The sequence below is a fragment of the Rhodothalassium salexigens DSM 2132 genome (genome assembly GCF_004341375.1).
GTDB lineage: Bacteria > Pseudomonadota > Alphaproteobacteria > Sphingomonadales > Rhodothalassiaceae > Rhodothalassium > Rhodothalassium salexigens.
Window position 1 is genome coordinate 354,760 of record NZ_SLXO01000002.1, and the last position, 25,293, is coordinate 380,052.

General features: G+C 69.0%; 20 protein-coding genes and 1 riboswitch. Of the genes, 8 read left to right on the forward strand and 12 right to left on the reverse strand.

Annotation, left to right across the window (positions count from 1 at the left end; genetic code table 11):
• Positions 1 to 26 precede the first annotated feature (26 nt).
• From EV659_RS04000 to metE, 3 genes are all read left to right on the forward strand, one after another.
• A complete protein-coding gene (locus EV659_RS04000; RefSeq protein ID WP_132707558.1) occupies positions 27 to 2,093 on the forward strand; it encodes a methylmalonyl-CoA mutase family protein in 2,067 nt (688 codons plus the stop codon).
• Positions 2,090 to 4,291 (forward strand): methylmalonyl-CoA mutase, encoded by a 2,202-nt coding sequence (scpA, locus tag EV659_RS04005; RefSeq protein WP_132707559.1) that lies wholly within the window; start codon positions 2,090 to 2,092, stop codon positions 4,289 to 4,291. Before EV659_RS04000 ends, scpA begins: the two co-directional genes overlap by 4 nt.
• Positions 4,292 to 4,338: 47 nt before the next feature.
• A riboswitch (cobalamin riboswitch) is annotated at positions 4,339 to 4,538 on the forward strand.
• Positions 4,539 to 5,052: 514 nt separating this feature from the next.
• Entirely contained in the window at positions 5,053 to 7,326 is a 2,274-nt protein-coding gene (metE, locus tag EV659_RS04010; protein ID WP_132707560.1) for a 5-methyltetrahydropteroyltriglutamate--homocysteine S-methyltransferase, read from the forward strand.
• Between the two features lie 54 nt (positions 7,327 to 7,380).
• Here metE and EV659_RS04015 read toward each other — a convergent pair whose 3' ends face one another.
• Both EV659_RS04015 and EV659_RS04020 read right to left on the reverse strand, forming a co-directional pair.
• Positions 7,381 to 7,581: a hypothetical protein gene (locus tag EV659_RS04015; RefSeq protein WP_132707561.1), complete on the reverse strand. Its 201-nt coding sequence runs from the start codon at positions 7,579 to 7,581 to the stop codon at positions 7,381 to 7,383.
• 145 nt (positions 7,582 to 7,726) lie between these two features.
• Positions 7,727 to 8,281, reverse strand: coding sequence for a dihydrofolate reductase (locus EV659_RS04020; RefSeq protein ID WP_132707562.1), 555 nt, complete (start codon positions 8,279 to 8,281; stop codon positions 7,727 to 7,729).
• Positions 8,282 to 8,347: 66 nt separating this feature from the next.
• Between EV659_RS04020 and EV659_RS04025 the strand changes: the two genes are divergently transcribed.
• Complete coding sequence (locus EV659_RS04025) at positions 8,348 to 9,157, forward strand: alpha/beta hydrolase (RefSeq protein WP_165878710.1); 810 nt, start codon at positions 8,348 to 8,350, stop codon at positions 9,155 to 9,157.
• Positions 9,158 to 9,286: 129 nt separating this feature from the next.
• Here the strand turns inward: EV659_RS04025 and EV659_RS04030 are convergent, their stop codons facing one another.
• The 4 genes from EV659_RS04030 to EV659_RS14825 form a co-directional block, all read right to left on the reverse strand.
• Positions 9,287 to 9,874, reverse strand: a complete 588-nt coding sequence (locus EV659_RS04030) for an Hpt domain-containing protein (protein WP_132707564.1) — start codon at positions 9,872 to 9,874, stop codon at positions 9,287 to 9,289.
• Positions 9,867 to 10,418, reverse strand: a complete 552-nt coding sequence (locus EV659_RS04035) for a response regulator (RefSeq protein ID WP_165878711.1) — start codon at positions 10,416 to 10,418, stop codon at positions 9,867 to 9,869. Before EV659_RS04035 ends, EV659_RS04030 begins: the two co-directional genes overlap by 8 nt.
• 126 nt (positions 10,419 to 10,544) lie before the next feature.
• Entirely contained in the window at positions 10,545 to 10,901 is a 357-nt protein-coding gene (locus tag EV659_RS04040; RefSeq protein ID WP_165878712.1) for an Hpt domain-containing protein, read from the reverse strand.
• Complete coding sequence (locus tag EV659_RS14825; RefSeq protein WP_200287446.1) at positions 10,894 to 11,382, reverse strand: hypothetical protein; 489 nt, start codon at positions 11,380 to 11,382, stop codon at positions 10,894 to 10,896. The genes EV659_RS04040 and EV659_RS14825 overlap by 8 nt, the downstream gene beginning before the upstream one ends.
• A 122-nt stretch (positions 11,383 to 11,504) precedes the next feature.
• On the opposite strand from EV659_RS14825, the gene EV659_RS04050 reads away from it, so the two are divergent.
• Entirely contained in the window at positions 11,505 to 14,387 is a 2,883-nt protein-coding gene (locus EV659_RS04050) for a coiled-coil domain-containing protein (protein WP_132707567.1), read from the forward strand.
• 102 nt (positions 14,388 to 14,489) lie between these two features.
• Here the strand turns inward: EV659_RS04050 and EV659_RS04055 are convergent, their stop codons facing one another.
• From EV659_RS04055 to EV659_RS04065, 3 genes are all read right to left on the reverse strand, one after another.
• Positions 14,490 to 14,954, reverse strand: a complete 465-nt coding sequence (locus tag EV659_RS04055) for a DUF2155 domain-containing protein (protein WP_200287448.1) — start codon at positions 14,952 to 14,954, stop codon at positions 14,490 to 14,492.
• A gap of 58 nt (positions 14,955 to 15,012) precedes the next feature.
• Complete coding sequence (locus tag EV659_RS04060) at positions 15,013 to 15,483, reverse strand: MlaD family protein (protein ID WP_132707569.1); 471 nt, start codon at positions 15,481 to 15,483, stop codon at positions 15,013 to 15,015.
• Between the two features lie 147 nt (positions 15,484 to 15,630).
• On the reverse strand, positions 15,631 to 16,005 hold the full coding sequence (locus EV659_RS04065) for an NADH:ubiquinone oxidoreductase subunit NDUFA12 (protein WP_132707570.1): 375 nt from the start codon (positions 16,003 to 16,005) through the stop codon (positions 15,631 to 15,633).
• Positions 16,006 to 16,529: 524 nt separating this feature from the next.
• Here EV659_RS04065 and EV659_RS04070 point away from each other — a divergent pair.
• Together EV659_RS04070 and EV659_RS15120 are read left to right on the forward strand one after the other, a co-directional pair.
• On the forward strand, positions 16,530 to 20,207 hold the full coding sequence (locus tag EV659_RS04070) for a vitamin B12-dependent ribonucleotide reductase (protein WP_132707571.1): 3,678 nt from the start codon (positions 16,530 to 16,532) through the stop codon (positions 20,205 to 20,207).
• A gap of 116 nt (positions 20,208 to 20,323) precedes the next feature.
• Complete coding sequence (locus EV659_RS15120; RefSeq protein ID WP_132707572.1) at positions 20,324 to 21,160, forward strand: DUF4389 domain-containing protein; 837 nt, start codon at positions 20,324 to 20,326, stop codon at positions 21,158 to 21,160.
• Positions 21,161 to 21,468: 308 nt separating this feature from the next.
• Here EV659_RS15120 and gp17 read toward each other — a convergent pair whose 3' ends face one another.
• The gene (gp17, locus tag EV659_RS04080) at positions 21,469 to 21,990 is read right to left on the reverse strand and encodes a tail completion protein gp17 (RefSeq protein ID WP_165878713.1); all 522 of its coding nucleotides are present in this window, start codon (positions 21,988 to 21,990) and stop codon (positions 21,469 to 21,471) included.
• 432 nt (positions 21,991 to 22,422) lie between these two features.
• Here gp17 and EV659_RS04085 point away from each other — a divergent pair, with 432 nt between their 5' ends.
• Positions 22,423 to 23,103 (forward strand): S24 family peptidase, encoded by a 681-nt coding sequence (locus EV659_RS04085; protein ID WP_132707574.1) that lies wholly within the window; start codon positions 22,423 to 22,425, stop codon positions 23,101 to 23,103.
• Here the strand turns inward: EV659_RS04085 and EV659_RS04090 are convergent.
• Positions 23,100 to 23,894 (reverse strand): thymidylate synthase, encoded by a 795-nt coding sequence (locus tag EV659_RS04090; RefSeq protein WP_132707575.1) that lies wholly within the window; start codon positions 23,892 to 23,894, stop codon positions 23,100 to 23,102. The two genes, EV659_RS04085 and EV659_RS04090, sit on opposite strands and share 4 nt — an antisense overlap.
• A gap of 151 nt (positions 23,895 to 24,045) precedes the next feature.
• On the reverse strand, positions 24,046 to 24,987 hold the full coding sequence (locus EV659_RS04095; protein ID WP_132707576.1) for a LysR family transcriptional regulator: 942 nt from the start codon (positions 24,985 to 24,987) through the stop codon (positions 24,046 to 24,048).
• Positions 24,988 to 25,293: the final 306 nt, after the last annotated feature.

Genomic DNA, 25,293 nt, shown 5'->3' on the forward strand with positions numbered 1-25,293 from the left:
TTTGTTGGAATAGAGGCGCGACAGCCATGAGTAAGGCGGCCGACACATCGTCCCCGGCGCTCGCCGGGGCGTTTTCCAATCCCAGCGAAGCCGACTGGCTGGCGGCGGCGGAAAAGGCGCTTGGCGGGCGCGACCCGCACAAGGCGCTGACCCGGCCCAGTGACGACGGCGTCGCGGTGCGGCCGCTCTACACCCGCGCCGACGGCCCCGCCCATGTGGACCCCGTCCCCGGTTTCGCCAGCTTCACCCGCGGCGCTGCCGCCGCCCGGCCGGGCTGGGCGATCCGCCAGACCAGCGACCATCCCGACCCCGCCGCCGCCAACGCGCAGATCCTGGCCGACCTGGAAGGCGGCGCCACCGACGTGGCCCTGACGCTCGACCTGGCGCTCGACGGGCGCGGCGGTCGCGGCGGCATCGCCGTGGCCAGCCTGGACGACCTGGATCGCGCCCTCGCCGGCGTGCATCTGGACCTGGCGCCGGTGGCGCTCGACCCCGGCGCCCACGGGGTTACCGCCGCCGCCATGCTGGCCGCCCTGTGGCAACGCCGCGGCCTGGCCGACGCCAAGGTGGCCGGCGCCTTCAACATCGATCCGATGGGCACGCTGGCCGCCGAGGGCAGCCTGCCGGTGCCGCTGACCCAGGCGCTGGCCGAGGCCGCGCACCTGGGCGCGCGCACCGACGCGCGCTTCGCCCGGGTGACCGCGCTGGGCGTCGACAGCGGCGTCTATCACGCCGCCGGCGCCGGCGAGGCGCAGGAACTGGCCGCCGCCATCGCCACCGGCGTCGCCTATCTGCGCGCCATGGAGGCCCAGGGCCTGCCGCCCGAGCGCGCCGGCCGACAGATCGCCTTCACCTTGGCCGCCGACACCGACGTCTATCTGACCGTCGCCAAACTGCGCGCCGCCCGGCGGCTGTGGCACCGGGTGATGGACGCGTGCGGCGCCGGCGACGTGCCCATGGCGCTCGGCGCGCGCACCGCCGAGCGGATGCTGACCCGGCGCGACCCGTGGGTGAACCTGCTGCGCGCCACCCTGGCCGGCTTCGCCGCGGCCACCGGCGGCGCCGACTGGCTGAGCGTCAGCCCGCACGACGCCGCACTCGGCGGCCCGGACGACCAGTCCACCGACACCGCCCGGCGCATCGCCCGCAACGTCCAGGTGATCCTGGCCGAGGAAAGCCGCATGGCCCAGGTGATCGACCCGGCCGGCGGCGCCTGGGCGTTCGAGGCGCTGACCGACGAACTGGCCCAGGCCGCCTGGGTGCAGTTCCAGACCATCGAGGCCGAAGGCGGCATCGCCCGCGCGCTGGAGACCGAGCGGCTGCAGGCGCGCATCGCCGAAACCGCGCGACGCCGCGACGACGCGCTGGCAACCCGCAAGCACGCGATCACCGGGGTCTCGGAATTCGCCGACCCGGGCGAGGAACTGCCCGCCGTCGAGCCGGTGGACGGCGACGCCCTGCGCGCCGCCGCGCGCGAGCGCGCCGAACGCTCGGGCCATACCCTGCCCCAGGTGATGACCGCCAATCCCGGCTTCGAGGTGCAGATCACCGCGCTGACTCAGGGGGCGACGCCGACCATGCTGATCGACAGCGGCGAAGGCGTGCAGGTGGCGCGCCTGGCCCGGCGCCCGCTGGCCGCGGCCTATGAGGCGCTGCGCGACCGTGCCGACGCCCATGTCGCAGCGGATGGCCGGCGCCCGGCGGTGTTCCTGGCCGCCCTCGGGCCGCTCGCCGACCATGGCGCGCGGGTCAACTGGGCGCGCAACGCGCTCGCCGCCGGCGGGCTCGACGCCCCCGCCGGCGCCGGTACCGAGACCGGCGCCGATGCTGCCGCGACCCTGGCACAACAATTCAAGGACAGCGGCTGCGTCGAAGCGGTGCTGTGCGGCAGCGACGCGGCCTATGAGGCCGAGGCCGAGGCGGCGGCGCGCGCGCTCAAGGCCGCCGGCTGCCGTCACCTGACGCTGGCCGGCAAGCCCGGCGACCGGGCCGAGGCGTGGGCCGCCGCCGGCGTCGACGCCTATCTGTACCTGGGCTGCGATATCCTGGCCGCCCTCGGCGCCATCCACGACCGTCTGGGAGAGCCCGCATGAGCCGCATTCCCGATTTCGCCACCCTCGACCTCGCCGCACCGGCGCAAGACGGCGACGCCTCGGCCTGGGCGCAGGCATTCCAAACCGCCACCGGCCAGACGCCCGCCGACGCCGCCTGGTCGAGCCCCGAGGGCATCGCGGTCAAGCCGCTCTACACCGCCGAGGACACCGCCGGGCTCGACCATCTGGACGGCCGGCCCGGTCTGGCGCCGTTCGGCCGCGGCCCCTATGCCACCATGTACACCCAGCGGCCATGGACCGTGCGCCAATATGCCGGCTTCTCCACCGCCGAGGATTCGAACGCCTTCTACCGGCGCAACCTGGCCGCCGGGCAAAAGGGCCTGTCGGTGGCGTTCGACCTGGCCACCCACCGCGGCTATGACAGCGACCATGAACGGGTATCGGGCGATGTGGGCATGGCCGGGGTCGCCATCGACAGCATCCTGGACATGCGCACCCTGTTCGACGGCATCCCGCTCGACCGCATGTCGGTGTCGATGACCATGAACGGCGCCGTGCTGCCGGTGATGGCGCTTTACATCGTGGCGGCCGAAGAACAGGGCGTCAGCCCCGACAAGCTCGCCGGGACCATCCAGAACGACATCCTCAAGGAGTTCATGGTCCGCAACACCTATATCTATCCGCCGGCCCCCAGCATGCGGATCATCTCGGACATCTTCGCCTACACGGCGGAGCGCATGCCCAAGTTCAACTCGATCTCGATCTCGGGCTATCACATGCAGGAGGCCGGTGCGACCGCCGACCTGGAACTGGCCTACACCCTCGCCGACGGTATCGAGTATGCGCGCGCCGGCCAGGCCGCCGGGCTCGACATCGACCGCTTCGCGCCCCGGCTGAGCTTCTTCTGGGCGATCGGCATGAACCCGTTCATGGAGATCGCCAAGATGCGCGCCGCGCGGCTGTTGTGGGCCAAGCTGATGGCCGAGACCTTCGCGCCCCAGAACCCCAAATCGCTGTCGCTGCGCACCCACTGCCAGACCTCGGGCTGGTCGCTGACCGCCCAGGACGTCTACAACAATGTCACCCGCACCATGATCGAGGCGCTGGCGGCGACCCAGGGCGGCACCCAGTCGCTGCACACCAACAGCTTCGACGAGGCGCTGGCGCTGCCGACCGACTTCTCGGCCCGGATCGCGCGCAACACCCAGTTGATCCTGCAGCAGGAAAGCGGCAACAACCGGGTCATCGACCCGTGGGGCGGCAGCCACTATGTGGAGCGTCTGACCCACGATCTGGCGGCGCGCGCGCTCGCCCACATCGAAGAGGTCGAGGCCGAGGGCGGCATGGCCAAGGCGATCGACGCCGGCCTGCCCAAGCTGCGCATCGAAGAGGCCGCCGCGCGCACCCAGGCGCGCATCGACAGCGGCCGCCAGACCGTGGTCGGCGTCAACAAGTTCCGCCCCGAGGGCGACGAGGACGTGGACGTGCTCAAGGTGGACAACGCCGCGGTGCGCCAGCGCCAGCTCGACAAGCTGGCCCGGCTGCGCGCCGACCGCGACGAGGCGACGCTCGCCACCGCCCTCGACGCCTTGACCCAGGCCGCCGGCAACGGCCAGGGTAACTTGCTGGACTTGGCCGTGCACGCCGCGCGCGCCAAGGCCACGGTGGGCGAAATCTCGTCGGCGCTCGAAAAGGTGTGGGGCCGGCACAAGGCGAAGATCCAGACGGTGACCGGCATCTACGGCAAGGAAGTGGGCGAGAAACGGGCCGACATGCTGCGCGTGCGCGGCCGGGTGGCCAGTTTCCTCGAAGAAGAAGGCCGCCGGCCGCGCATCCTGATCGCCAAGATGGGCCAGGACGGCCACGACCGCGGCCAGAAGGTGATCGCATCCGCCTTCGCCGATCTGGGCTTCGACGTGGACATCGGCCCGCTGTTCCAGACCCCGGCCGAAGCGGCCGCCCAGGCGGTCGAGAACGACGTCCATGTGATCGGCGCCAGTTCGCTGGCCGCCGGGCATCTGAGCCTGGTGCCGGCGCTGCGCGACGAACTGAAGGCGCTGGGGCGCGACGATATTCTGATCGTCGTCGGCGGGGTGATCCCGCCGGGCGACCATGCGGCGCTTTACGAGGCCGGCGCGGCGGCGATCTTCCCGCCCGGCACGGTGATCGCCGAGGCCGCCGACCGCCTGCTCGACACCCTGCAAAAGGATCTCGGCCACCCGGCGGCGGCCGAGTAAAGACCGTCAAGCCAAACAGGGTGTTGACCGACCCCGGTCGATCGGCGACCCTGAGGCCATGCGACGGTGCCCGCAAGGGCATAACAGGGAAGCCGGTGCGGCGCTCATACGAGCCGCCAAGTCCGGCGCTGTCCCCGCAACTGTAAGCGGATGGGCGCGTTCAACCAAGCCACTGGGGCTTCGGCCCCGGGAAGGCGAGCGCCGCCAGCCCGCGAGCCAGGAGACCTACCGCCGCATTGGGTCAACTCATGCAGCCGAACGGGGTGTTTTCGGCGGAGGACTGGCAATGACGGCACGCGATCCGCGTCCCGGTCTCGCACCGGGTTTCTTCATCGGTTTCCCGAACTCACCGCTTGGCCGGACCGGCTAGACCATGACGCAGTGCCCGCGACAGGTGACGCGGGCGCGACGGATGGCGGACGGCCCGGCCCCGACCCGGCGGCTGTGTGTCCCGTGGGACGATCCCCTGCGGGTGGTGCAGCGCTGGTTCGATGGCGACGCCTTCGCGTCCGAAGCGCCCGACACGATCCTGTACACCTGGCTTGCGCTGTTGGCCGCCCCGGTGACCCCGTCCAAGGCCGCCCGGTCGTTGATCGACCGCTTGTGCCCGAACGGCGAGCCGGCCGGCCTCAGCGCGCGCCAACGCCAGTGCCTCGACCTGCTCGCCGCCGTCGCCCGCCACCCCGATACCGCATCGGGACCGGCGTCGGCCAAGAGCCCCCCCCTGACCCGTGCCAATCCCTCTCTCACAGGAGACCGTCATGGTACGATCCGCCAATCTGGGCTTTCCGCGCATCGGCGCCCGCCGCGAACTGAAACACGCCGTCGAAGCCTATTGGAAAGGCGAGTGCTCGGCCGACCGCCTCAAGGCGATCGGCGCCGAACTGCGCACCCGCCACTGGCAGCTTCAACAGGACGCCGGGATCGACGTGATCCCGTCCAACGACTTTTCGTTCTACGACCAGATGCTCGACATGGCGGTGACGCTGGGCGCGGTGCCGCCGCGCTTCGCCGCGCTGGCCGACGCCGACCCGCTCGACCTGCGCTTCGCCATGGCGCGCGGCACCGACGACGCGCCGGCGATGGAAATGACCAAATGGTTCGACACCAACTATCATTACATCGTGCCCGAAGTCTCGGCCGACCAGCGCTTCGAGTTGCGCGACCCCAAGCCGGTGGCCGAGGTCCGCGAGGCCCGCGCGCTCGGCATCCAAACCCGGCCGGTGCTGATCGGACCGATCACCTTCCTGATGCTCAGCAAGGCCCAGGACGGAACGGCGCCCCTGTCGCTGCTCGGCCGGCTGTTGCCGATCTATCGCCAATTGCTCAACCGGCTGGCCGATGAGGGCGCGGAGTGGGTTCAGGTGGACGAACCGGTCCTGGCGCTCGACTTGCCCGCGTCGGCCCAGGACGCGCTGCGCACCGCCTATGCCGCGCTGGCCGACGAACGCCCGGCGCTCATGCTGACCAGCTATTTCGAGGGCCTGGGCGACAATCTGGCGCTTGCCGCCGGGCTACCGGTCGCCGGCCTGCACCTGGACCTGGTGCGCGGCGCGCAGGACCTGACGCCCGCCCTGACGCTGGTCGACCGCGACCGGGTGCTGTCGCTGGGCCTGATCGACGGCCGCAACATCTGGCGCGCCAACCTGCGCGACACGCTCAAGACCCTGCAGGTGGCGATCGCCGCACGCGGTCCCGAGCGGTTGCAGGTGGCGCCGTCCTGTTCGCTGCTCCATTGCCCGGTGGACCTGACCCGCGAGACCGAGCTTGACGCCGAATTGCGCGGCTGGCTCGCCTTCGCCAAGCAGAAACTCGAAGAGGTCGCGGTCCTGGCGCGGGCGGCGCACGGCACCAGCACCGCCATCGAAGACGCCCTCGATGACGCCCACATGGCGGCGACCCGGCGGCGTACGTCGGCCCGGACCCACGACCGCGCGGTCGCCGACCGTCTGGCCAGCGTTCAAACCCGCGACATGGAGCGCCGCTCGCCATTTGCCGAGCGCCGGGTCAAGCAACAGGCCCGCTTTGACCTGCCGCCCTTCCCCACCACCACCATCGGCTCGTTCCCACAGACGCGAGAGGTCCGGAAGGCGCGCGCTGCCCACCGACGCGGCGACATGGACGACGCCGCCTATGAGGCGTTTCTCAAGGCGGAGACCGAACGCACGATCCGCGCGCAGGAGGATCTGGGCCTCGATGTGCTGGTCCACGGAGAGTTCGAGCGCAACGACATGGTCGAATATTTCGGCGAGCAACTGAACGGCTTCGCCTTCACCCGCGCCGGATGGGTACAGTCCTACGGCACCCGGTGCGTCAAGCCGCCGATCATCTACGGCGACGTGTCGCGTCCGGCCCCGATGACGGTCGCCTGGTCGCGCTATGCCCAATCGCTCACCGACCGGCCGGTCAAGGGCATGCTCACCGGGCCGGTGACGATTCTGCAATGGTCGTTCGTGCGCGACGACCAACCCCGCAGCGCCACCTGCTTTCAGATCGCGCTGGCGATCCGCGACGAGGTGGCCGACCTCGAAGCCGCCGGTATCGGCATGATCCAGATCGACGAACCGGCGCTGCGCGAAGGACTGCCGCTGCGCACCGCCGACCGCGCGGCCTATCTGGACTGGGCGGTGGATGCGTTCCGGCTGGCAGCGGCACCGGTCGCCGACGCAACGCAGATCCACACGCATATGTGCTATGCCGAGTTCAACGACATCATGGACGCCATCGCCGGTCTCGACGCCGACGTGATCTCCATCGAAACGTCGCGCTCGCACATGGCGTTGCTCGATGCCTTCGCGGTGTTCGCGTATCCCAACGACATCGGCCCCGGCGTATGGGATATCCACTCGCCGCGGGTACCGTCGTCGGACGAGATGGTCGCCTTGCTGACCAAGGCGTCGGCGGCGATCCCGCGCGACCGGCTGTGGGTCAACCCCGACTGCGGGCTGAAGACCCGCGCTTGGCCCGAGGTGGCGGCGGCGCTCAAAGCCATGGTCTCGGCGGCGCGCAGCCTGCGTCACGCCAAGGCGGCGTAACCGGTGCGCGGGGGCGCGCGCGTGTGTGTGCCCCCGCGCCTTCAGGGCGAGCCCTCAGCCTTCGCCCGCCTCCGGCGCGTCTTCGTCATACTCGATCACGTCTTCGAGCGGGTCGGGACTGTCGCTTTCGTTGGCCTCGTCGGCGGTGACGGCGCCGGCGGTAGCACCGGCGGCGAGCGCACAGCCACCGGCCGACAGGGCGAGCGGCACGAGCACGAAGAGTGCCCGCAACCGCGAACGGGTTGCATCGGTCATACCCGCTGACGTGGCCATCACCGGCGGGCGACGCAACCCCCGTGCCGCCACCCCGTCCGACGCCGGGCACCGAGACCCGGCATCGAGGGCCGGCAGGCGCCCAGCCCGGCGCCGGTCGCCCGATCATCAGCCCAGGTGGCCGTCGTCAACGCCGGCGACGGTCGAAAATCAGGCAGTCATAGGCCGGTGCCGTGCCGTCGGCCGGGTGCGGCTCGCGGTGGACCTCGGCCCAGGCCGACCAGTCCACCGCCGGCATCACCGTATCGCCCTCGGGCGCGGCATGAACCGCGGTCCAGATCAGCCGGTCGGCGAGCGGCAGCGCCTGGGCGAACACCTCGGCGCCGCCGATCACCGCCGCTTCATCCGCCCCGGCCACCAGCGCCAAGGCCGCGTCCAGATCGGGCGCCACCTCGACCCCCTCGGCGTGCCAGTCGCGCTGACGGGTGAGCACGATATTGCGCCGACCGGGCAACGGCCGGCCGATGGAGCGGAAGGTGCGTCGGCCCATGATCATCGCCTTGCCCATGGTCTGGCGCTTGAACCATTGCAACTCGGCCGGGATCGACCAGGGCAGGTCGCCGTCGCGGCCGATGACGCCATTGTCGGCCACCGCCACCACCAGCGACACATGGCGCGGCCGCCCGGCAGCTCCGGCGGCACCGCACCCACCGAGAGGCTCGCAGGCAGGGGGCGCGCTCATCGGCCACCCCGGCGGCGGCGCGCGCCTGCTTGCCCTGTTTCGGCCGGCTGCCTATGGTCCCGGATCATGATCAAACGCATCCTTCTCGTCCTCGCCGTTCTGGGCGGCTTCGCGGTCGCGAGCCTGTGGGGCCTTCACCTCTACTATCGCGGCCAGATCTTCAACCCCGGCGACGATCCGGCGGCGGTCGAAGACGCCGTCTTCCCGGTCGAGACGGTGACCATCCGGCCGACGCCCGACCTGGCGCTGCGCGGCTGGTGGCACGCGCCCGAGGACGGTGAAGCGACGGTGCTCTACCTGCACGGCAATTCGGGCAATATGGGCGACTATATGCCCGGCGTCGCGCCGCTGGTGGCGGCGGGTTATGGCGTGCTGGTGTTCGATTATCGCGGCTATGGCGGCAATCCGGGCCGGCCGACGGACGAAGCCTTGCTGGCCGACGCCGCCGCCGCCCTCGACTGGCTCGACCGGCGCGGCGTGCGCCCCGGCAGCGTGGCGGTCTATGGCTATTCACTGGGTACCGGCGTCGCGGTGCCGCTGGCCGCCCGGCGCGACGTGGGCGCGGTGGTGCTGGCCGCCCCGTTCGGTTCGATCGCGCAGATGGGCTATGGCCAGTATCCGCGCTGGTTCGTCGACGCCGTGCTGGCCGATCGCTTCGACAGCTTGGCCGCCGCGCCGAACGTCCACGAGCCGGTGCTGATCGTCCACGGCAACCGCGACACCACCGTGCCGGTCACCCTGTCGGAACCATTGGCCGCCGCCCTGCCCAACGCCCAGCGGGTGGTGATCGACGGCGCGGGCCATGGCTGGGACCTGTTCGAGACCGGCGGCACCGCCCATATCCTCGATTTCCTGGCGGCGACGCTGGGGCGCTGACCGCCGCGTCCGGCTATGTCCGGGTGCCAAGACCGCGTCGGCGCTCGGGCTTGGCCGCCCTCGCCTGCTTGGACGCGCCCTGGGCCTGCGGTTGCCGGCCCGGGGGCAAGGCAGAGGCTCGGCTAGCGGCTATTCGCGCGGTGTCTGCTGGAAGGCGTAGTCGTAGGTCTGTTCGGCCACGTCTTCGGTGGTGCGGTTCTTGTAGCGTTCGATCGCCTCGTTGAGCGAGCCTTGCAATTCCGCGCCGATCTTACCGCCGTCGCCCGACACCCGGCCGCGGATCACCGCGCGCATGGCGTCGATATGGGCCTTGACCAGTTCGATCATATTGTCGGTGATTTCGTTCTTGGTCGGCACGGTGAAGCTGTGCAGGCTTTCGGCGAAGCTGGAGATCAGCGGATAGCCGAAGGTGCCGCCCTGGCCCTGCATGTCGTGGGCGATCGAGTGGATTTCGGCGAAAATCTCGTGGCGGCGTTCGGGCGTGTCGACGCAGCGGCCGTGATAGTTGGCCAGCTCGGTGACCAGGCCGTTGACCCAGTCGGGATAATCCTCGGCCATGGATTCCAGCGCTTCCTGCGCGCGCCGCAAGGCTTCGTCGGACACCGCGCCGGTGCCGCCGCCCAGGCCCAGCGTCTTCTCCTTCAGCCGGTTCTTGAACCGGTAGTAGCGGACGATGGTGGGCGGCTTCTTGCCGCTGCTGTTGCGCGCGTTAGCCATAGATGATCTCCACGCCGGGGCTCTTGTCGGTCAGTTCGCGGCGCTCTTCATAGTCGAAGAAAAGCTGCTGGCGCCGGCGGTCGGGGCCGAAATAGGTCCGCGTGTGGACGAACTGGCGCGGCCGCTCGATGATCGCCTGCATCCGTTCGGCCAGCGCCTTGACCGTGAACGGCTTGTAGACGAATTCCGTCACGCCCATGTCGCGCGCCTTGGCCACCCGGTCCTTGTCGGAATAGGCGGTCATCATCACGAACGGCACGAACCGGTCGGGGCTTTCCTTGTGGCGCCGGATCCAGCGCAGCAGCATCATACCATCGACCGGACGCATTTCCCAATTGGAGAACACCACGTCGATATTCTGAACCCCGGCCAGCATGGGGTCGATGCTGATCAGCTTCAACAACTCAATCGCCTCGCCGCCATGTTCCTTGGGGATCACCTGGCCGACGCCCAGCAATTTCAACGAACTGACGATCAAGGAGCGAATGAACAGACTGTCCTCGACCACCAATACGGTGAGGCGCTCCAGATCATAATCTTCCATGGGCGATCCTGCCTTGCTGCATCCCATAACCTTGCCGAAACCGCGCGACACTGGCGGGCTGGGGGCTTGAAGTCAACCGCACCCGCCGCGCCGGCGCCACCGGCGTCACCGCGCGCCCCCGGCCGCTCATGACAGGTCGGCTGCCAGCGCCCCGGCGTCGGTCCGCGCTGCCAGCCAGTGGCGTTCGAGGGCGTCGAGGGCACGCATGGCGCGCGGGCCTTCGGGCGCGTCGCGGGCCAGTTCCGCCAGTTCCGCCTGGCGCGCCAGCGATCGCGCGCCCACCGACCGCGCCGTCCCTTTCAACCGATGCGCCGCACTCTTGAAGGCGCGATAGCTGTCGGCGGCGCGCAACGATGCCATGGACTCGTCGCCGCTTTCGATGAACGCCGCCAGGATTTGTCCCGCCAGCGTGTGGTCATTGAACACCGCCGACCAGAAGTGCGTCCGGTCGATGGGCGGCGGCGCGGCCGTATCGTCAGACATCGCCGTCGTCCTCATCGGTCACGATCCCGTCCCCGGCCGCCACAGCCCCGTCCCGGCCGGTCCCAACCGGCGCGACCCCAGGTGCTGTCTGCGTCCCCGGCACGATCCCGGCCCCCGCCGGTTCGGTCCCCGCCGGCCCGGTCCCCGCCGGGCGATCCTGCGTCGGCCGGTCCGCCGCAAGCCGGGCCTCGTCCGCGGCCGGGCCGCCGGCGCCAAGGGCAAGCCGCCCTGCCTCGGTCAATCGGCAGACCAGCCAGTCCGGCTTGATCGGGTTGGCGAACCAGGGCGCCGCCCAGCCGCGGTCGATACAGGCGCGGATCAGCGCCGGGGCGACGGCCTGACCCGCAGTGTCGAACAGCGGCAGCTTGCCGCCCGGCTGGTCGAGCCCCTGGCTGAGATAATGCCGCTGCGCCCGGGTCGGACGCGGCGCGTCGGGCGGCCGCCCCGCCGCACCGGGCCGCGGTTCTTGCGCGCTTGTCATGGCCGTTTTCCACCCCTGCCCTGCGATGCTTGGCCCGTAAATTAAATGGTAAACCAACCGCCCGCACAATATACTGCTTGAAAAACAACTTGTCCGTTAACGCCTGTTCGATTGCCGCCGCGATGAGACCGACCATCCACTTCGAAGCCCCCGAGGGCGAGACCCCGACCCCGTCGAGCGCGCCGGCAACCCCGCTCGCGCGCATCAAGCAGCCGCGCACCGGTCGTGTGCGCCGCATCGTGCCGCCGCTGCTCGCCGGCGTCGCCACGCTCGCCTGGTTCGCGGCGATCGGCTATGCGCTGGCGTCGGGGCGGGTGGCGATCGACCCGGCAAGCCTCGGCCCGATCGACGTCGGCGCGCTGCTCGGCGGCGGCTTAGCCCCGGTGATGCTGGTGTGGCTGGCGGCCCTGGTGCTGCAACGCACCGATCCGCTGCTCGAACACCGGTTGGATATCGCCCAGAACATGAACCGCGCCTTTGCGCCCGTGGACGCGGCGGAAGCGCGGGTCAAGCTGCTGAACAGCCGGCTGACCAAAAGCGTCGAGCAATTGGACGTGGCGGGCAAGCTGGCGGCCGAACGCATCGGCAGCCTGGAACAAAGCTTCCGCGGCGAGATTTCCGAGCTGTTCTCGGTCACCGCCGACACCGAGGCCAAGGCCACCGCCATGCGCGAGGCGCTGCGCCGGGAACGCGACGCGCTCGGTGCCTTGTGCGCGCAGTTGGACGACACCCTCGCCGAGGCCGAACAGCGCCTGGGCGGTGCCACCCAATCGCTGGCGGCCGGCACCGAGAGCCTGGCCAACCAGACCCGCACCAGCGTCGACACGCTCGACGGTGTGCGCGTCGAACTCGACCGCACCGCAGGCGAGACCGCCGACCGGCTCGGCGACCTGCACGCCCGGCTGGAGACGGCGCGCACCGCCGGCGCGCAAGCCGCCGAGACCATCGACCGCCGGCTGAGCGAAGCGGTCGCCGCCGCCACCGCCACCGTGGACCAGGCCGGCCAAACGCTCATTAGCCATCTGGACGGCGCCGAGCGCCGGCTGTCCGAGCGCACCACCCGCACCGTCGACGGCCTGACCGCCCAGATCGACGCCGCCGGCGAAAATCTGTCGAGCCGCCTGGAAAGCCTGAGCCAGACAGTCAGCGGCCAGATCGCGGCGGCACAGGACACGCTCGAAGGCGGCATGGGCCGGATCGAGGACCGGGTCGGCACGGTCGAGGCGATGGCGCGCAGCCTGTCGCAGGATCTGGCGAGCACCGGGCGCACGCTGGCCGAGACCGCCGAGCGCACCGTGCTGGCGGCGCGCGAACTGGACGACGGCTTCGGCGACAAGATCAGCCAATTGGCCGACGGCGCGGAAGCGGCCATGGCCAAGGCGCAGACCGCCGCGCGCGACATCCACCGCCAGGCCGAGGACATGCGCCGGCTGATCGACGACACCATGCAGGCCGCCACCGACAGCGCCAACCGCATCAACGAGACCATCGTCGGCGAAATGTCGGCGATCCCCGAGACCGTCGACGAGGCGGTCGAGGGCGTGCTGACGCCGATCCGCACCGGCAACCGCGCCCTGGTCCAAGAGATGGAACTGCTCAACGACCACGCCCAGACGCTCGAACAGGCGATGGAAGCGCGCCTTGCAGCTCTCAACCACGCCGCGCGCGAACACAGCGACACCATGGCCAAGCAGACCGAGCGGCTGTCGACCCAGTGGACCGGCATGATCGACCGCGCCGAGACCGCCAACACCCGGATCACCGCGGCGGTCGACGGCATGGAGACGCGCGCCGAGCGCATCCAGACCATCCACGACGCCCTGCTCGCCGCCCTCGACAGCGCCGACAAGCGGGTCGAGGCGCAGGGCCGCCAGATCGCCGCCCTGTCCGAGGACACGGTGGCGTCGTTCCAGGCCATGCTGGCGCGCGCCGACCAGGTGGTGACCCGGCTGAGCGACGCCGACGGCGCGGTCGCCACCAGCCTGGCGGGCCTGAGCGACGCCGGCGACCGGGTCGCCGACCGGCTGAGCGCGCATCGCCAGACCCTCGAACAGGAGCGCGGCGCGCTGGAGACCGGCATCGCGCAAAACCGCGACACCCTGGCCTCGGTGCTGGAAGACCTGCGCGCCGAGCGCGACCGGGTCGACGCCCACACCGCGCAGATGATCGACCGCTCGGGCGCCGCGCTCGACCGGCTGTCGACCACGCTGGAGACCCTCGACGCGGCCCGCACGGCGACCGAAACCACGATCCAGCAGGCCGCCGACCGGTTCGTGGAACAGGCGAGCGAGATCCGCGAGATGGCGACGCTGGTGGACGACGGCACCGCCGAGGCGGCCAAGCGCCTGGAACAGCGGCTGGCGCGCACGGTGTCGCGCAGCGTCGAGGCGTCGGGCAGCGCCATGGACCAGTTGGCCGCCCTCTATCGCGGCCGCTTCGCCAAGCTGAGCGAGGAGACCGCCCACGGCTTCGAGCGCGCGCTGGCGCTGCTCAAGCAGACCGCCCAGTCGACCAACGAGACCAGCAACCAGGTCACCGCCCATGTGCGCGACGAGGCCGACCGGCTGGCACAGATGAGCCGGGACTTCGAGGCCAAGGCCGCCGAGCTTGCCGCACGCCGCCAGGAGGCGACCGAGGACGAGTTCATCCGCGCCAGTTCGTTCATCATCGAGCGGCTGGCGTCCGATTCCATCGACGTGACCAAGGTGTTGATGGACGACGTGCCGGACGACGCCTGGGCCAAGTTCCTGGCCGGCGACCGCAGCCGCTTCGCGCGCCAGGCGCTCAAGATCGGCACCCCGCACCTGCGCCAGCGGATTCGCGAACGCTATGACACGGACGGCGAGTTCCGCACCGCAGCAAGCAAATATGTGCGCGAGTTCGAAGGGCTTCTGGAACAGGCGGCCCAGCGCGAGGGCGGCAACGCGCTCAGCACCACGCTGATCTCATCGGATCTGGGCAAGCTCTACACCACGCTGGTTCAGGCGCTGCGCAAGGCCCACTGACCGGCCGGCGCGCGCGTCCCCCGACGCTCGCAGGAACACCGGTGCGACGGGGTGTGATCGCGAGCGCGGCCATGGTGGATCTGGCGCGCCCCCGGCGCTCGGTCAGTCGCCGCCGTCGGTATCGGTGTTGGTTTCGCAATCCAGCACCCAGACATCGTAGACCGGGTGTTCGAGCGCGTTGAGCGCCGGGCTCGACGCCATCATCCAGCCGGAGAACAGCCGTTGCGACGCCGGTTCGTCGGCGCGCCGGTCGACCGTGTCGCCGACGATCTCGTCGATCTGCAGGAAGGCATAGGTCTCGGGCGCCTCGGTGGGCGGGGTGCTTTTGCAATGGCGCGCGGTGATGGCCAGGCTGCCGAACACCACCGTGCGATCCTCGGGCAGCCGCAATTCGGTGATTTCGGCGGTCACCTTGTCGAGCGCCCGGGCGATGGTGACGGTCTCGGGCGTCCGAGCCTCGGGCGGCGCCACGCGCACGCTGACGCTTTGAGCGAGTGCCGATGCCGGCGGCCAGAGCCCCGCCCCAAGCGCCCCGAGCGAACCGAGCGCCACCAAACCGAGCGCCACCAAACCGCGCCGCGGACGCCTGGCAGGCGCCCCCTGTGCTGGCTTGAGTGCCGCCAGCCTAGTTGCCGGAGGAACTGCCATTGCCGCCCTCGCTGCTGAACACGTACCGGCTGACCAGGCTCATGAGATCCACATAGCCTTCGGTGAACTGCACCTCTTCGCCGGCAACCAGATTGTCCGGCGCGCCGCCCGGCTCCACCTGCAGGTAATTGCCGCCCAACAGCCCCTCGGACCCCACCTTGATGATCGTGTCGGAGGGCAGCTTGACGCTGTCCGCGATGGTAAACTCCACCACCGCCTGGAAGGTTTGCGGGTCGAGACGCTGGTCGACCACGCTGCCGATCTTGATCCCCGACAGGCGCACGTCCGAGCCTGCGGACAGCGCCCCCACCTGGTCGAACCGGGCCTGCAAGCGATAGCCGCCGCTGCCGGCCGACACGTCGGTCTTGGTGTAGACCACATAGAGAAACGCCCCGGCGACCACCAGGACCACCACCCCGATCAAGGCTTCCACAAGATTGCTGCGCATGGTGTTCTCTCGTCCAGGGTCAAGATGGGGTTATGGCCGGCGAATGCGGCGGCCGTGCGGCAGCGAAACTGCCCGCCGGCCGGCCCTCGCCCGGGCTTTATCGAGCCGATCGGTCGAGCCACCAGCGGACCGATCGCCGTCGGCCGGTCAGCTATCTGGCGTCCAGGCTTCGTAATCGCCGCTGATCTTGCCACGCTCGCCGCCCACGCTCAGACTGCCGGGCGGAAAGTAAGCGCCCGACGTGCCGGTCAAATTGGGCAGGTGGTCCTTTTCCCAGGTCTTGCGTTCGGGCGGGCGTTCGCTCGGCGGCGTGTCGGTGGTCTTGTGCAGCCACATATGCCATTCGGGCGGCACCCGCGAGGCTTCGTTCTCGCCATCATAGAGCACCCAGCGGCGCTTGCCGTCGCGGCTCTGATAATAGGTGTTGCCCTGATCGTCCCGGCCGACCAGGCGGCCCTTGCGCCGGGTGGTCAGCAAGGTGCCGAGCGGCACGCCCTTCCACCATGCGAAAATCGAAACCATCGTCTGCCGCCCTCCAAGGATCGCGACCCATACTCGCTTGCGTGATGCGCGCGCGGCGAGGCCAAGTCAAGCCCTGCACCGGTCTTGACGGGTCGCATCACCGAGCAACGTTCTTATATATGGAAAGGGTGCCGGGCCATGGCAATCGCCAACTCGGCACCCGGCCGCCACCCCGGCTCGCCGACGGGTCCGCGCCCTGCCCGCAGGACGCCCGAACGCCCCGGATCGGTGAGTCGGGCCAAGGGCAGCGGCTCCTTTCGCTCCCCTACATGGTGCGATGGAAACGCCGTCAAGCCCCGTATATTGGGCCATGGACAAAAAATCGGGTTGCGGGGACCCCCCAAAAAAACCTACAGTTCGGGTCCAAGAGGGGGACGACACACAATATGTAGGCAGCGTTCGGCCGAATCGCCGAGTTCGCCAAGTGTGGTCGGCACATATCCCCTCAGACAAGACTCAGGAGCCGGCACCCCGCAGACCACTGCCGGGCAGCCGGACGTCGGCGAACGAAGGACATTTTTGCGATGCGCATTGACCGCCATTTCACCGAAAAGGGCGCCAGCCCCTATGCCGCGCTGAGCTTCCGCAAGGCGACCAGCGAAATCCGTAATCCCGACGGCACCGTGGTGTTCCGTCTGGACAATGTGGAAGTGCCCGAGGCGTGGAGCCAGGTGGCGACCGATGTGCTCGCACAGAAGTATTTCCGCAAGGCCGGCGTGCCCGCGGCGCTCAAGCCGGTCAAGGAAGACCATGTGCCCAAGTGGCTGTGGCGCCAGGAAGCCGACGAGGAGGCGCTGGCCAGCCTGCCCGAAGACCAGCGTTTCGGCCAGGAGACCAAGGCGACGCAGGTGTTCGATCGGTTGGCCGGCACCTGGACCTATTGGGGCTGGAAGGGCGGCTATTTCGACCGCGAGACCGATGCGCGCGCCTTCTATGACGAAATGCGCTACATGCTGGCCTGCCAGATGGCCGCGCCCAACAGCCCGCAATGGTTCAACACCGGGCTGCACTGGGCCTATGGCATTGCCGGGCCGGCGCAGGGCCACTTCTATGTGGACCACAAGACCGGCAAGGTGGCGCGCTCGGTCAACGCCTATGAGCGCCCGCAGCCGCACGCCTGCTTTATCCAGTCGGTGACCGACGATCTGGTCAATGACGGCGGCATCATGGACCTTTGGGTGCGCGAGGCGCGGCTGTTCAAATACGGCTCGGGCACTGGCTCCAACTTCTCCGACCTGCGCGGCGAGGCCGAACCGCTGTCGGGCGGCGGCAAGTCTTCGGGGCTGATGAGCTTCCTCAAGATCGGCGACCGCGCGGCCGGCGCCATCAAGTCGGGCGGCACCACCCGCCGGGCGGCCAAGATGGTGGTGGTCGACGTGGACCACCCCGATATCGAAGCCTATATCGACTGGAAGGTGATCGAAGAGCAGAAGGTGGCCGCCCTGGTCAGCGGCTCCAAGCTGGCCAACAAGCACCTCAACGCGATCATGGCCGCCTGCCACCAGCACCAGGACGCGCTCGGCCAGGACGCCTTCGAGCCCAAGCGCAACGCCGCGCTCAAGGCCGAGATCAAGGCCGCGCGCCAGGCGATGATTTCGGAAAACTACATCCAGCGGGTGATCCAGTTCGCCCAGCAGGGCTTCACGTCGCTCGACTTCCCGACCTACAACACGGATTGGGATTCGGAAGCCTATGTGACCGTGTCGGGGCAGAACTCCAACAACTCGATCCGGGTCACCGACGACTTCATGCGCAAGGTGCAGAACCGCCAGCCGTGGGAGCTGAAGCGGCGCACCGACGGCGCGCTGGCCAAGACCGTCGACGCCGCCGAGCTGTGGGACAAGGTGGGCAATGCCGCCTGGGCGTGCGCCGACCCGGGCATCCAGTTCCACACCACCATCAACGACTGGCACACCTGCCCCAAGTCGGGGCCGATCCGGGCCTCGAACCCGTGTTCGGAATACATGTTCCTGGACGACACGGCGTGCAATCTGGCGTCGCTCAACCTGATGCAGTTCCGCGCTGCCGACGGCGGCTTCCAGACCGAAGCGTTCGCCCACGCCACCCGGCTGTGGACCATGGTGCTGGAAATCTCGGTGTTGATGGCGCAGTTCCCGTCGGCGCGCATCGCCGAGTTGAGCTATCGCTACCGCACGCTCGGCCTGGGCTATGCCAATGTGGGCGGCCTGCTGATGTCGCTGGGCTATGGCTATGACAGCGACAAGGGCCGCGCGCTGTGCGGCGCGATCACCGCGCTGATGACCGGCACCGCCTACGCCACCTCGGCCGAGATGGCCGGCGAATTGGGCGCCTTCCCCGGCTACAAGCCCAACGCCCGGGACATGCTGCGGGTGATCCGCAACCACCGCCGGGCGGCCTATGGCCAGAACGACGGCTATGAGGCGCTGAACACCCCGCCGGTGCCGCTCGACCACAAGAACTGCCCCGACGCCGGCCTGCTCGCCGCCGCCACCACGGCGTGGGACAAGGCGCTGGAACTGGGCGAAAAGCACGGCTATCGCAACGCCCAGACGTCGGTGATCGCGCCGACCGGCACCATCGGCCTGGTGATGGACTGCGACACCACCGGCATCGAGCCCGACTTCGCCCTGGTCAAGTTCAAGAAGCTGGCCGGCGGCGGCTACTTCAAGATCATCAACCGGGTGGTGCCCCAGGCGCTCGGCGTGCTCGGCTACACCGAGCAGCAGATCGCCGAGATCGAGGCCTATGCGGTCGGCCATGGCAGCCTCAAGGACGCCCCGGGCATCGACCATGACGCGCTGCGCGCCAAGGGCTTCGGCCAGGAACAGATCGACGCCGTGGAAGGTGCGCTCGGCTCGGCCTTCGACATCAAGTTCGCGTTCAACCGCTGGACGCTCGGCGAAGGCTTCTGCAAGGGCACGCTGGGGCTGACCGACGCGCAGCTCAACGACTTCTCGTTCGACCTTCTGGCCGCCATCGGCTTCGAGCGCGACGCCATCGAGGCGGCCAATCTGCACGTCTGCGGGGCGATGACGCTGGAAGGCGCACCGCACATCCGCGACGAGCATCTGGCGGTGTTCGACTGCGCCAATGCCTGCGGCAAGATCGGCCGGCGGGCGCTGAGCTGGGAAAGCCACATCCGCATGATGGCGGCGGCGCAACCGTTCATCTCGGGTGCCATTTCCAAGACCGTCAACATGGCCAATTCGGCCACCGTGGAAGACTGCCAAAAGGCGTATGAGTTGAGCTGGCGGCTGGCGGTCAAGGCCAATGCGCTCTATCGCGACGGCTCCAAGCTCAGCCAGCCGCTGTCGAGCGCGCTGCTCGACGACGCCGACCTGGTCGACGAGATGGAAGACGCGCCGGCCGGCCAACAGGCCAATATGTTGGCCGAACGGATCGTCGAGCGGATCGTCGAACGCCCGGCGGCGCGCAAGCGCCTGCCCGGCCGGCGCAAGGGCTATACCCAGAAAGCCACCGTCGGCGGCCACAAGGTCTATCTGCGCACCGGCGAGTATGACGACGGGTCGCTCGGCGAAATCTTCATCGACATGCACAAGGAAGGCGCCGCCTTCCGCAGCCTGATGAACAATTTCGCCATCGCGATCTCGATCGGCCTGCAATACGGCGTGCCGCTGGAGGAATATGTGGACGCGTTTACCTTCACCCGATTCGAACCGTTCGGTCAGGTGCAGGGCAATGACGCCATCAAGATGGCCACCTCGATCCTGGACTATCTGTTCCGCGAACTGGCGGTCAGCTATCTGGGCCGCACCGAACTGGCCCATGTGGACCTGGAAGACCTGCGCCACGACACCGTCGGCGACGCCACCCAGGAAGGGCTGCCCCTGCCCGCCGGCGATGCCGACGGCAGTGCGGCCGGTCTGGTCGGGCGCCAGGCGATCGACCGGATGATGGAATGGGCGTCGAACGGCTATGTGCGCTCCAACCTCTATGTGCTGAACCCGCGCCAAACGCCGGCCAAGCACCAGCAGGTGAGCCGCGAGACCGCGCGAGCCGGCACCGACGGCACCGCCCAGGCGACCCTGTCGGTGAGCGAGACCAGCACCACGACCACCACCACCATGGAGGCCCAGGTGCAGGCGCGGCTCAAAGGCTATGAGGGCGACGCGTGCGGCGAATGCGGCAACTTCACCCTGGTGCGCAACGGCACCTGCATGAAGTGCGACACCTGCGGCGCCACCTCGGGCTGCTCGTAACCCCGATCCGGGCGGTGGGGGGCTCACCCCGCCGCCCGAATTCCCGTTGCCCGTCTTGACCCGCCTCGGAGCGCGCCCGCATACTCGCCCGCGGCTCAGTAACAGGGATCGAAACGATGGCCGAGGACAAGGACAACAAACCCACCGGTGCTGACGGCGCCACCACCGCCAAATCGGCACAAGACGCACGGAAAGACGGCAAAAAGACCCAGACGGCCGGCACCCCCCCCCCCGCCGCCGAGGCGACCGCCCAGAAAACCGACGACAACGCCAAGCCCGCGGCACCGGCCAAGGGTACGGCCGCTGACAAGACCACCGAGGCAGCGCCGTCGAGCCAGTCGGCCAAGAGCGGCGCAACCACCAAGACATCGGGCAGCGACAAGCCGGCCCAACCGACGTCGGCCCCGCAGGCCAGCGCCGCCGAACCAGCCAAGGGCACACCGGCGGCCGGCGGCACCGCCGCTAAGGCGTCGGCCGATTCCGCCAAGAAAGGACCGACCGAGCGTCCCAAGGGCGAAACGACCGCCGCCGCAGCCCCCATCGGCGACACCGACACGACCGCCCAGGCTGCCGAACCGGCCAAGGGCATGGCCGCCAAGAGTGACGATGCACCGAAGCCCAGCGCCGGGTCGGCCAAGACCACCGGCACCGCGGACAGCCCCAGCAGCGCCGCCCCGACCGCCGCAGCCGGCGCCCCGGCCCCGGAAGGCCGCGCCAAGGAATTGCTGCTGCGCGCACTGCTGACCGCGCTGGCGGTTCTGCTCACCTACATCGCCTGGCTCGGCGCCACGGCGATTGCCATTCTTCAGTTCATCCTGACCGCCCTGCGCGGCAGCCCGCTCGACGATCTGAAAAAGGCCGGCCGTTGGCTGCGCGGCTATGGCAATCGCCTGTACCGCTATCTGTCCTTCGAAGCGGAGCATTTCCCGCTACCGGGCGAAGACGAGTACTGACCTCCAGGGCCTGGGATCACTCCCTGAAACCCGGCCCCTGAGACTTGGCCTCTGAGACTTGGCCCCTGACATGTGGGCCCTTAGACTGGGGCGCTTGAGACTGGGTCCGGAAACCGGACCGGCCCGTCACTCCCCGACCAATGGCCGGGGGGTGACGTTTCGGGGGCTGACCGGCGTCCATCGGTGGGTCACCGGTGGGCCGGGTCGTGCACCCCACGATGGCGGGGCAATACCGACCCGGCGGTTGCGCGCTCCCTTGCGCTCGCTTCGCCCCGACCATGCCGCCCCCCGGACCGTGGCACCAACGGTCAGTCGTTGACCGTGAGCGCAAAGAAATCCACCGACCAAGCATAGGCGCCGCCGACAGGATCGCGGGTTTCGGCGCGTTCGAAGCGCATGTCGATCAGTGCCTGACCGGGCAGCGGCAGGTCGCAATCGTGCAACACCGCGATCACCGTACGGCGCAGCGCCTCCACCTCGGCCGCCGATCGCGCCCGGCCGCTGATGCGCACATCATGCTCCTGACCGTCGAAGGTGGCGCTGTGCCAGCGCCGGACGCCGCGAACGGCCACGCGCACCGAGCCCAGATCCGGCGCCGACCAGGTCTGGGACATCTCCGCCACCGCCAGGGCCTCGGGCCCGTCGGCGCACCGCCGCCCGTCGTGCCCATCATGCCCGTCGTGCCCGGCCGACGCCGCGCCATCGCCTGCGCCGTCCACCCGCATCGGCCCGATCCGCTCGGCACCGCCCACCAGACCGACCAATTCGGCCGATTGCGCCAGACGCGCCACGACCGCCCGGGTCAAAGGCTTGCCAACATCCTTCCACATGATGTCCTCCCGAAATCCGCCGTCGGACGGGGGCGACCCGGACCGCGCGGCGTGCAGAGCCCGCCATCGGTCAAACCGAGTCGGGCGGCGAAAGCGATCGCAGATATAGCCAATATGGTACATTTATAGTATCCAACGTGTCAATATGGTTTTACGCGCGAGGCGAGTATGACCAGCGCGGCCGGACCGCTCGCGCGCATGATCATCATGGAGAAACCTGCGGGCAAAGCCGCCGCCGCACCGCCGCCGCCGCTTCCGAAATCCTCCGTCCACCGGCCTTCAAGGGGGGGCTGAAACCAACCAGGGTCATTGTAGGGTGGTCCTTTTATTGCGACTATAGGTCGTGTCTTAGTCTATCTACACGCACGAACTTTTCAACAAAAAATCCTATTACACTCCTATCAGTGGATCGAAACACACCAGAGAGGCGGAATGGCCATGCGGATTGAACTGATCGACGCGGCATCGCGGCGCGCGCGGGCGCGATTGGAGGAACTGGTCCTCAGCCGCGACGGCGAGACCTATGCGTCGGTATCGAAGCTGTTGAAACGCAACCACGCCTATGTGCAGCAGCACATAACGCGCGGCACGCCAAAGTTTTTATCGACTGAAGACGCGACGGCCGTCGCACGCTATTTCGGCATTCCCGCACGCGATCTGTTGCCGCCGCTCCCCGCGGCCGGCGAGCGCCCGCAGGGGGGCACCCTGCCGGTGGCGACCTGCGCGAACGGGACAGCCAATGGGCCGCCCCTTACCGGCTACATCGAAGTCCCTATGGATTTCCTATTTTTGGGCGAGGGTGTCGAGACGGAGGCGCTTTGCGCCCTACGCGTCATGGGCGATTCGATGATCCCCACACTGCTTCCAGGCGACTATGTGATCTTCGAACGTCGGGCGGTATGGGCCGCCGAGGACCGAGGGTCGGGCCTGACCGATGCCTTGTTCGTCCTGGTCATCGGCGGACAGTGGCAGGTGCGGCGGGTCCAATGCGATCCACGCAGCGGCGCAATCACCATCCGCGCCGACAACGCCGCCTACCCGCCCTGGCACGACGCCGATCTGGCGCAGGTCCACGTGGGCGGCCGCGTGATCTGGGCCGGCAAGCGGCTTTAGACCGCGATCGGCGCCTTGATCGCCGGATGGGGGTCATAGCCGACGAGCGCGATATCCTCGAAGCGAAAGGCGAACAGGTCGCAAATCTCGGGGCTGAGACGGAGGCGCGGCAGGGGCCGGGGCGTGCGGCTCAGTTGCAGATCCGCCTGCTCGATATGGTTGGCGTAGAGATGGGCGTCGCCGAAGCTGTGGATGAAATCGCCGACGCCCAGACCGGTCACCTGCGCGATCATGTGGGTGAGCAAGGCATAGCTGGCAATGTTGAACGGCACGCCGAGAAAGACGTCGGCGGAGCGTTGATAGAGCTGGCAACTCAAGCGCCCCTCGGCGACGTAGAACTGAAACAGACAATGGCACGGCGGCAGCGCCATCCGGTCCACATCGGCGGGGTTCCAGGCGCTGACCACCAACCGACGCGAGTGCGGGTTGCGGCGGATTTGGTCGACCACACCGGCGATCTGGTCGATCACCCGGCCATCGGCCGTTTCCCAGCGCCGCCACTGCTTGCCATAGACCGGCCCCAGATCGCCCCGGGCGTCGGCCCATTCGTCCCAGATGGTCACTCCATGGTCACGCAGATACCCGATATTGGTGTCGCCGGCCAGGAACCACAGCAATTCGTGAATGATCGAACGCAGATGCAGCTTCTTGGTGGTGACCACCGGAAAGCCATCGCCCAGGTCGAAGCGCATCTGGTGACCGAACACCGAATAGGTCCCCACGCCGGTGCGATCGGAGCGGTAGACGCCGGTCTCGCGCACCCGGCGCAACAGGTCGTGATACTGATCCATGGGGGTCCCTTCCAACTGCCCAGCGAACGCAATGGCGGCGCACTCTATAGCGTTTCACGGTCGGATTGAAACGCCCATGCCGGCAAACGCCACCGCCCCCGCCCATGCCGGCCGCCCGGCCCCCTGACCCACCGACAAGCGGCCGGCGCGGTCAGGCGGCCCCCGCTTCCTCGCCCCGGGCGAGGCGATCCCATACCGGGTCGGGGCCGAAACGCACGGCGAGAAAATCGATGAACGCCCGCACCTTGGCCGACAGATGACGGGTCGGCGGATAGACCGCCTGGACCACCGCCGGCGGCGGCGCCCAGCCGGGCAAGGCGGGGACCAACCGACCGGCGGCCAGATCGTCGGCGATGGCGAATGTGGGCATGAGCGCCAGCCCCAGACCATCGCGAGCGGCACAGCGGATGACATCGCCATTGTTGGCGACCAGCGGCCCGGCGACGCGCACGACGCTGCGCCGGGGCGGGTCGTCGGCGGTTTCAAGGGTCCATTCGGCGGCCCCGCGCCGACCTTTGTACAACAGGCAGGCATGGTCGGTCAGCGCCTCCGGTCCGGCCGGCATCCCGCGGGCGTCGAGATAGTCGGGCGCTGCCACCACGGCCAGCCGGGCCGGCGCCAATTGCCGCGCGATCATTCCCATATCGGTCAGCGCGCCGATCCGGATCGCCAGATCATAGCCCTCGTCGACGATGTCCACGAACCGGTCGCTGAGGTCCAGATCCACCACCACCTCGGGATAGGCACGACAGAACGCCGCCAGAGCCGGCGCCACATGCAAGGTTCCGAAGGTAAGCGCCGCATTGACCCGCAGTCGCCCCCGCGGCGCCGCCCGCAAGCTGCGCACCGCGGCGTCGGCCTCGTCCAAATCGTCCAGAAGGCGCCGGCACCGCTCGGCATAGGCGCGGCCTTCGTCGGTCAGACGCACCTGACGGGTGGTCCGGTGCACCAGTTTGACGCCCAGATGGTCCTCAAGCGCCGTGACCTGCTTCGACACCGCCGATTTGGACACCCCCAGACGACGTGCCGCCTCGGTAAAGCCGGCCACGTCCGCCACCCGCAAAAAGACCCGGATTGCCGTGAGTTGATCCATGCGTTCCTCGCCGCCGGCCGCTGCGCCTCAGGCCGGCACCCCACCATGGCAAGGCCGCGCAACGGCCGCAAGGCGGACCAGCCGGCGCGCCGTCGAACCTCAGCGCCGCCGACCATGATCCGGCCGCGCCGCTCGATGCGCAGATGGCGCCTTTTGACAAAAGCTTGCCTAAAACGGCAATATAGCAAATCACGTGAACTATTTTTTAATACTTTCCCGGCATAAGGGAGGATAACGACGTTGTCGTTTCTTCCCTGAACCTGGGCCGCGCCGGAAACGGTGCGGCTTTTTTTTGCTCCCGGCGAG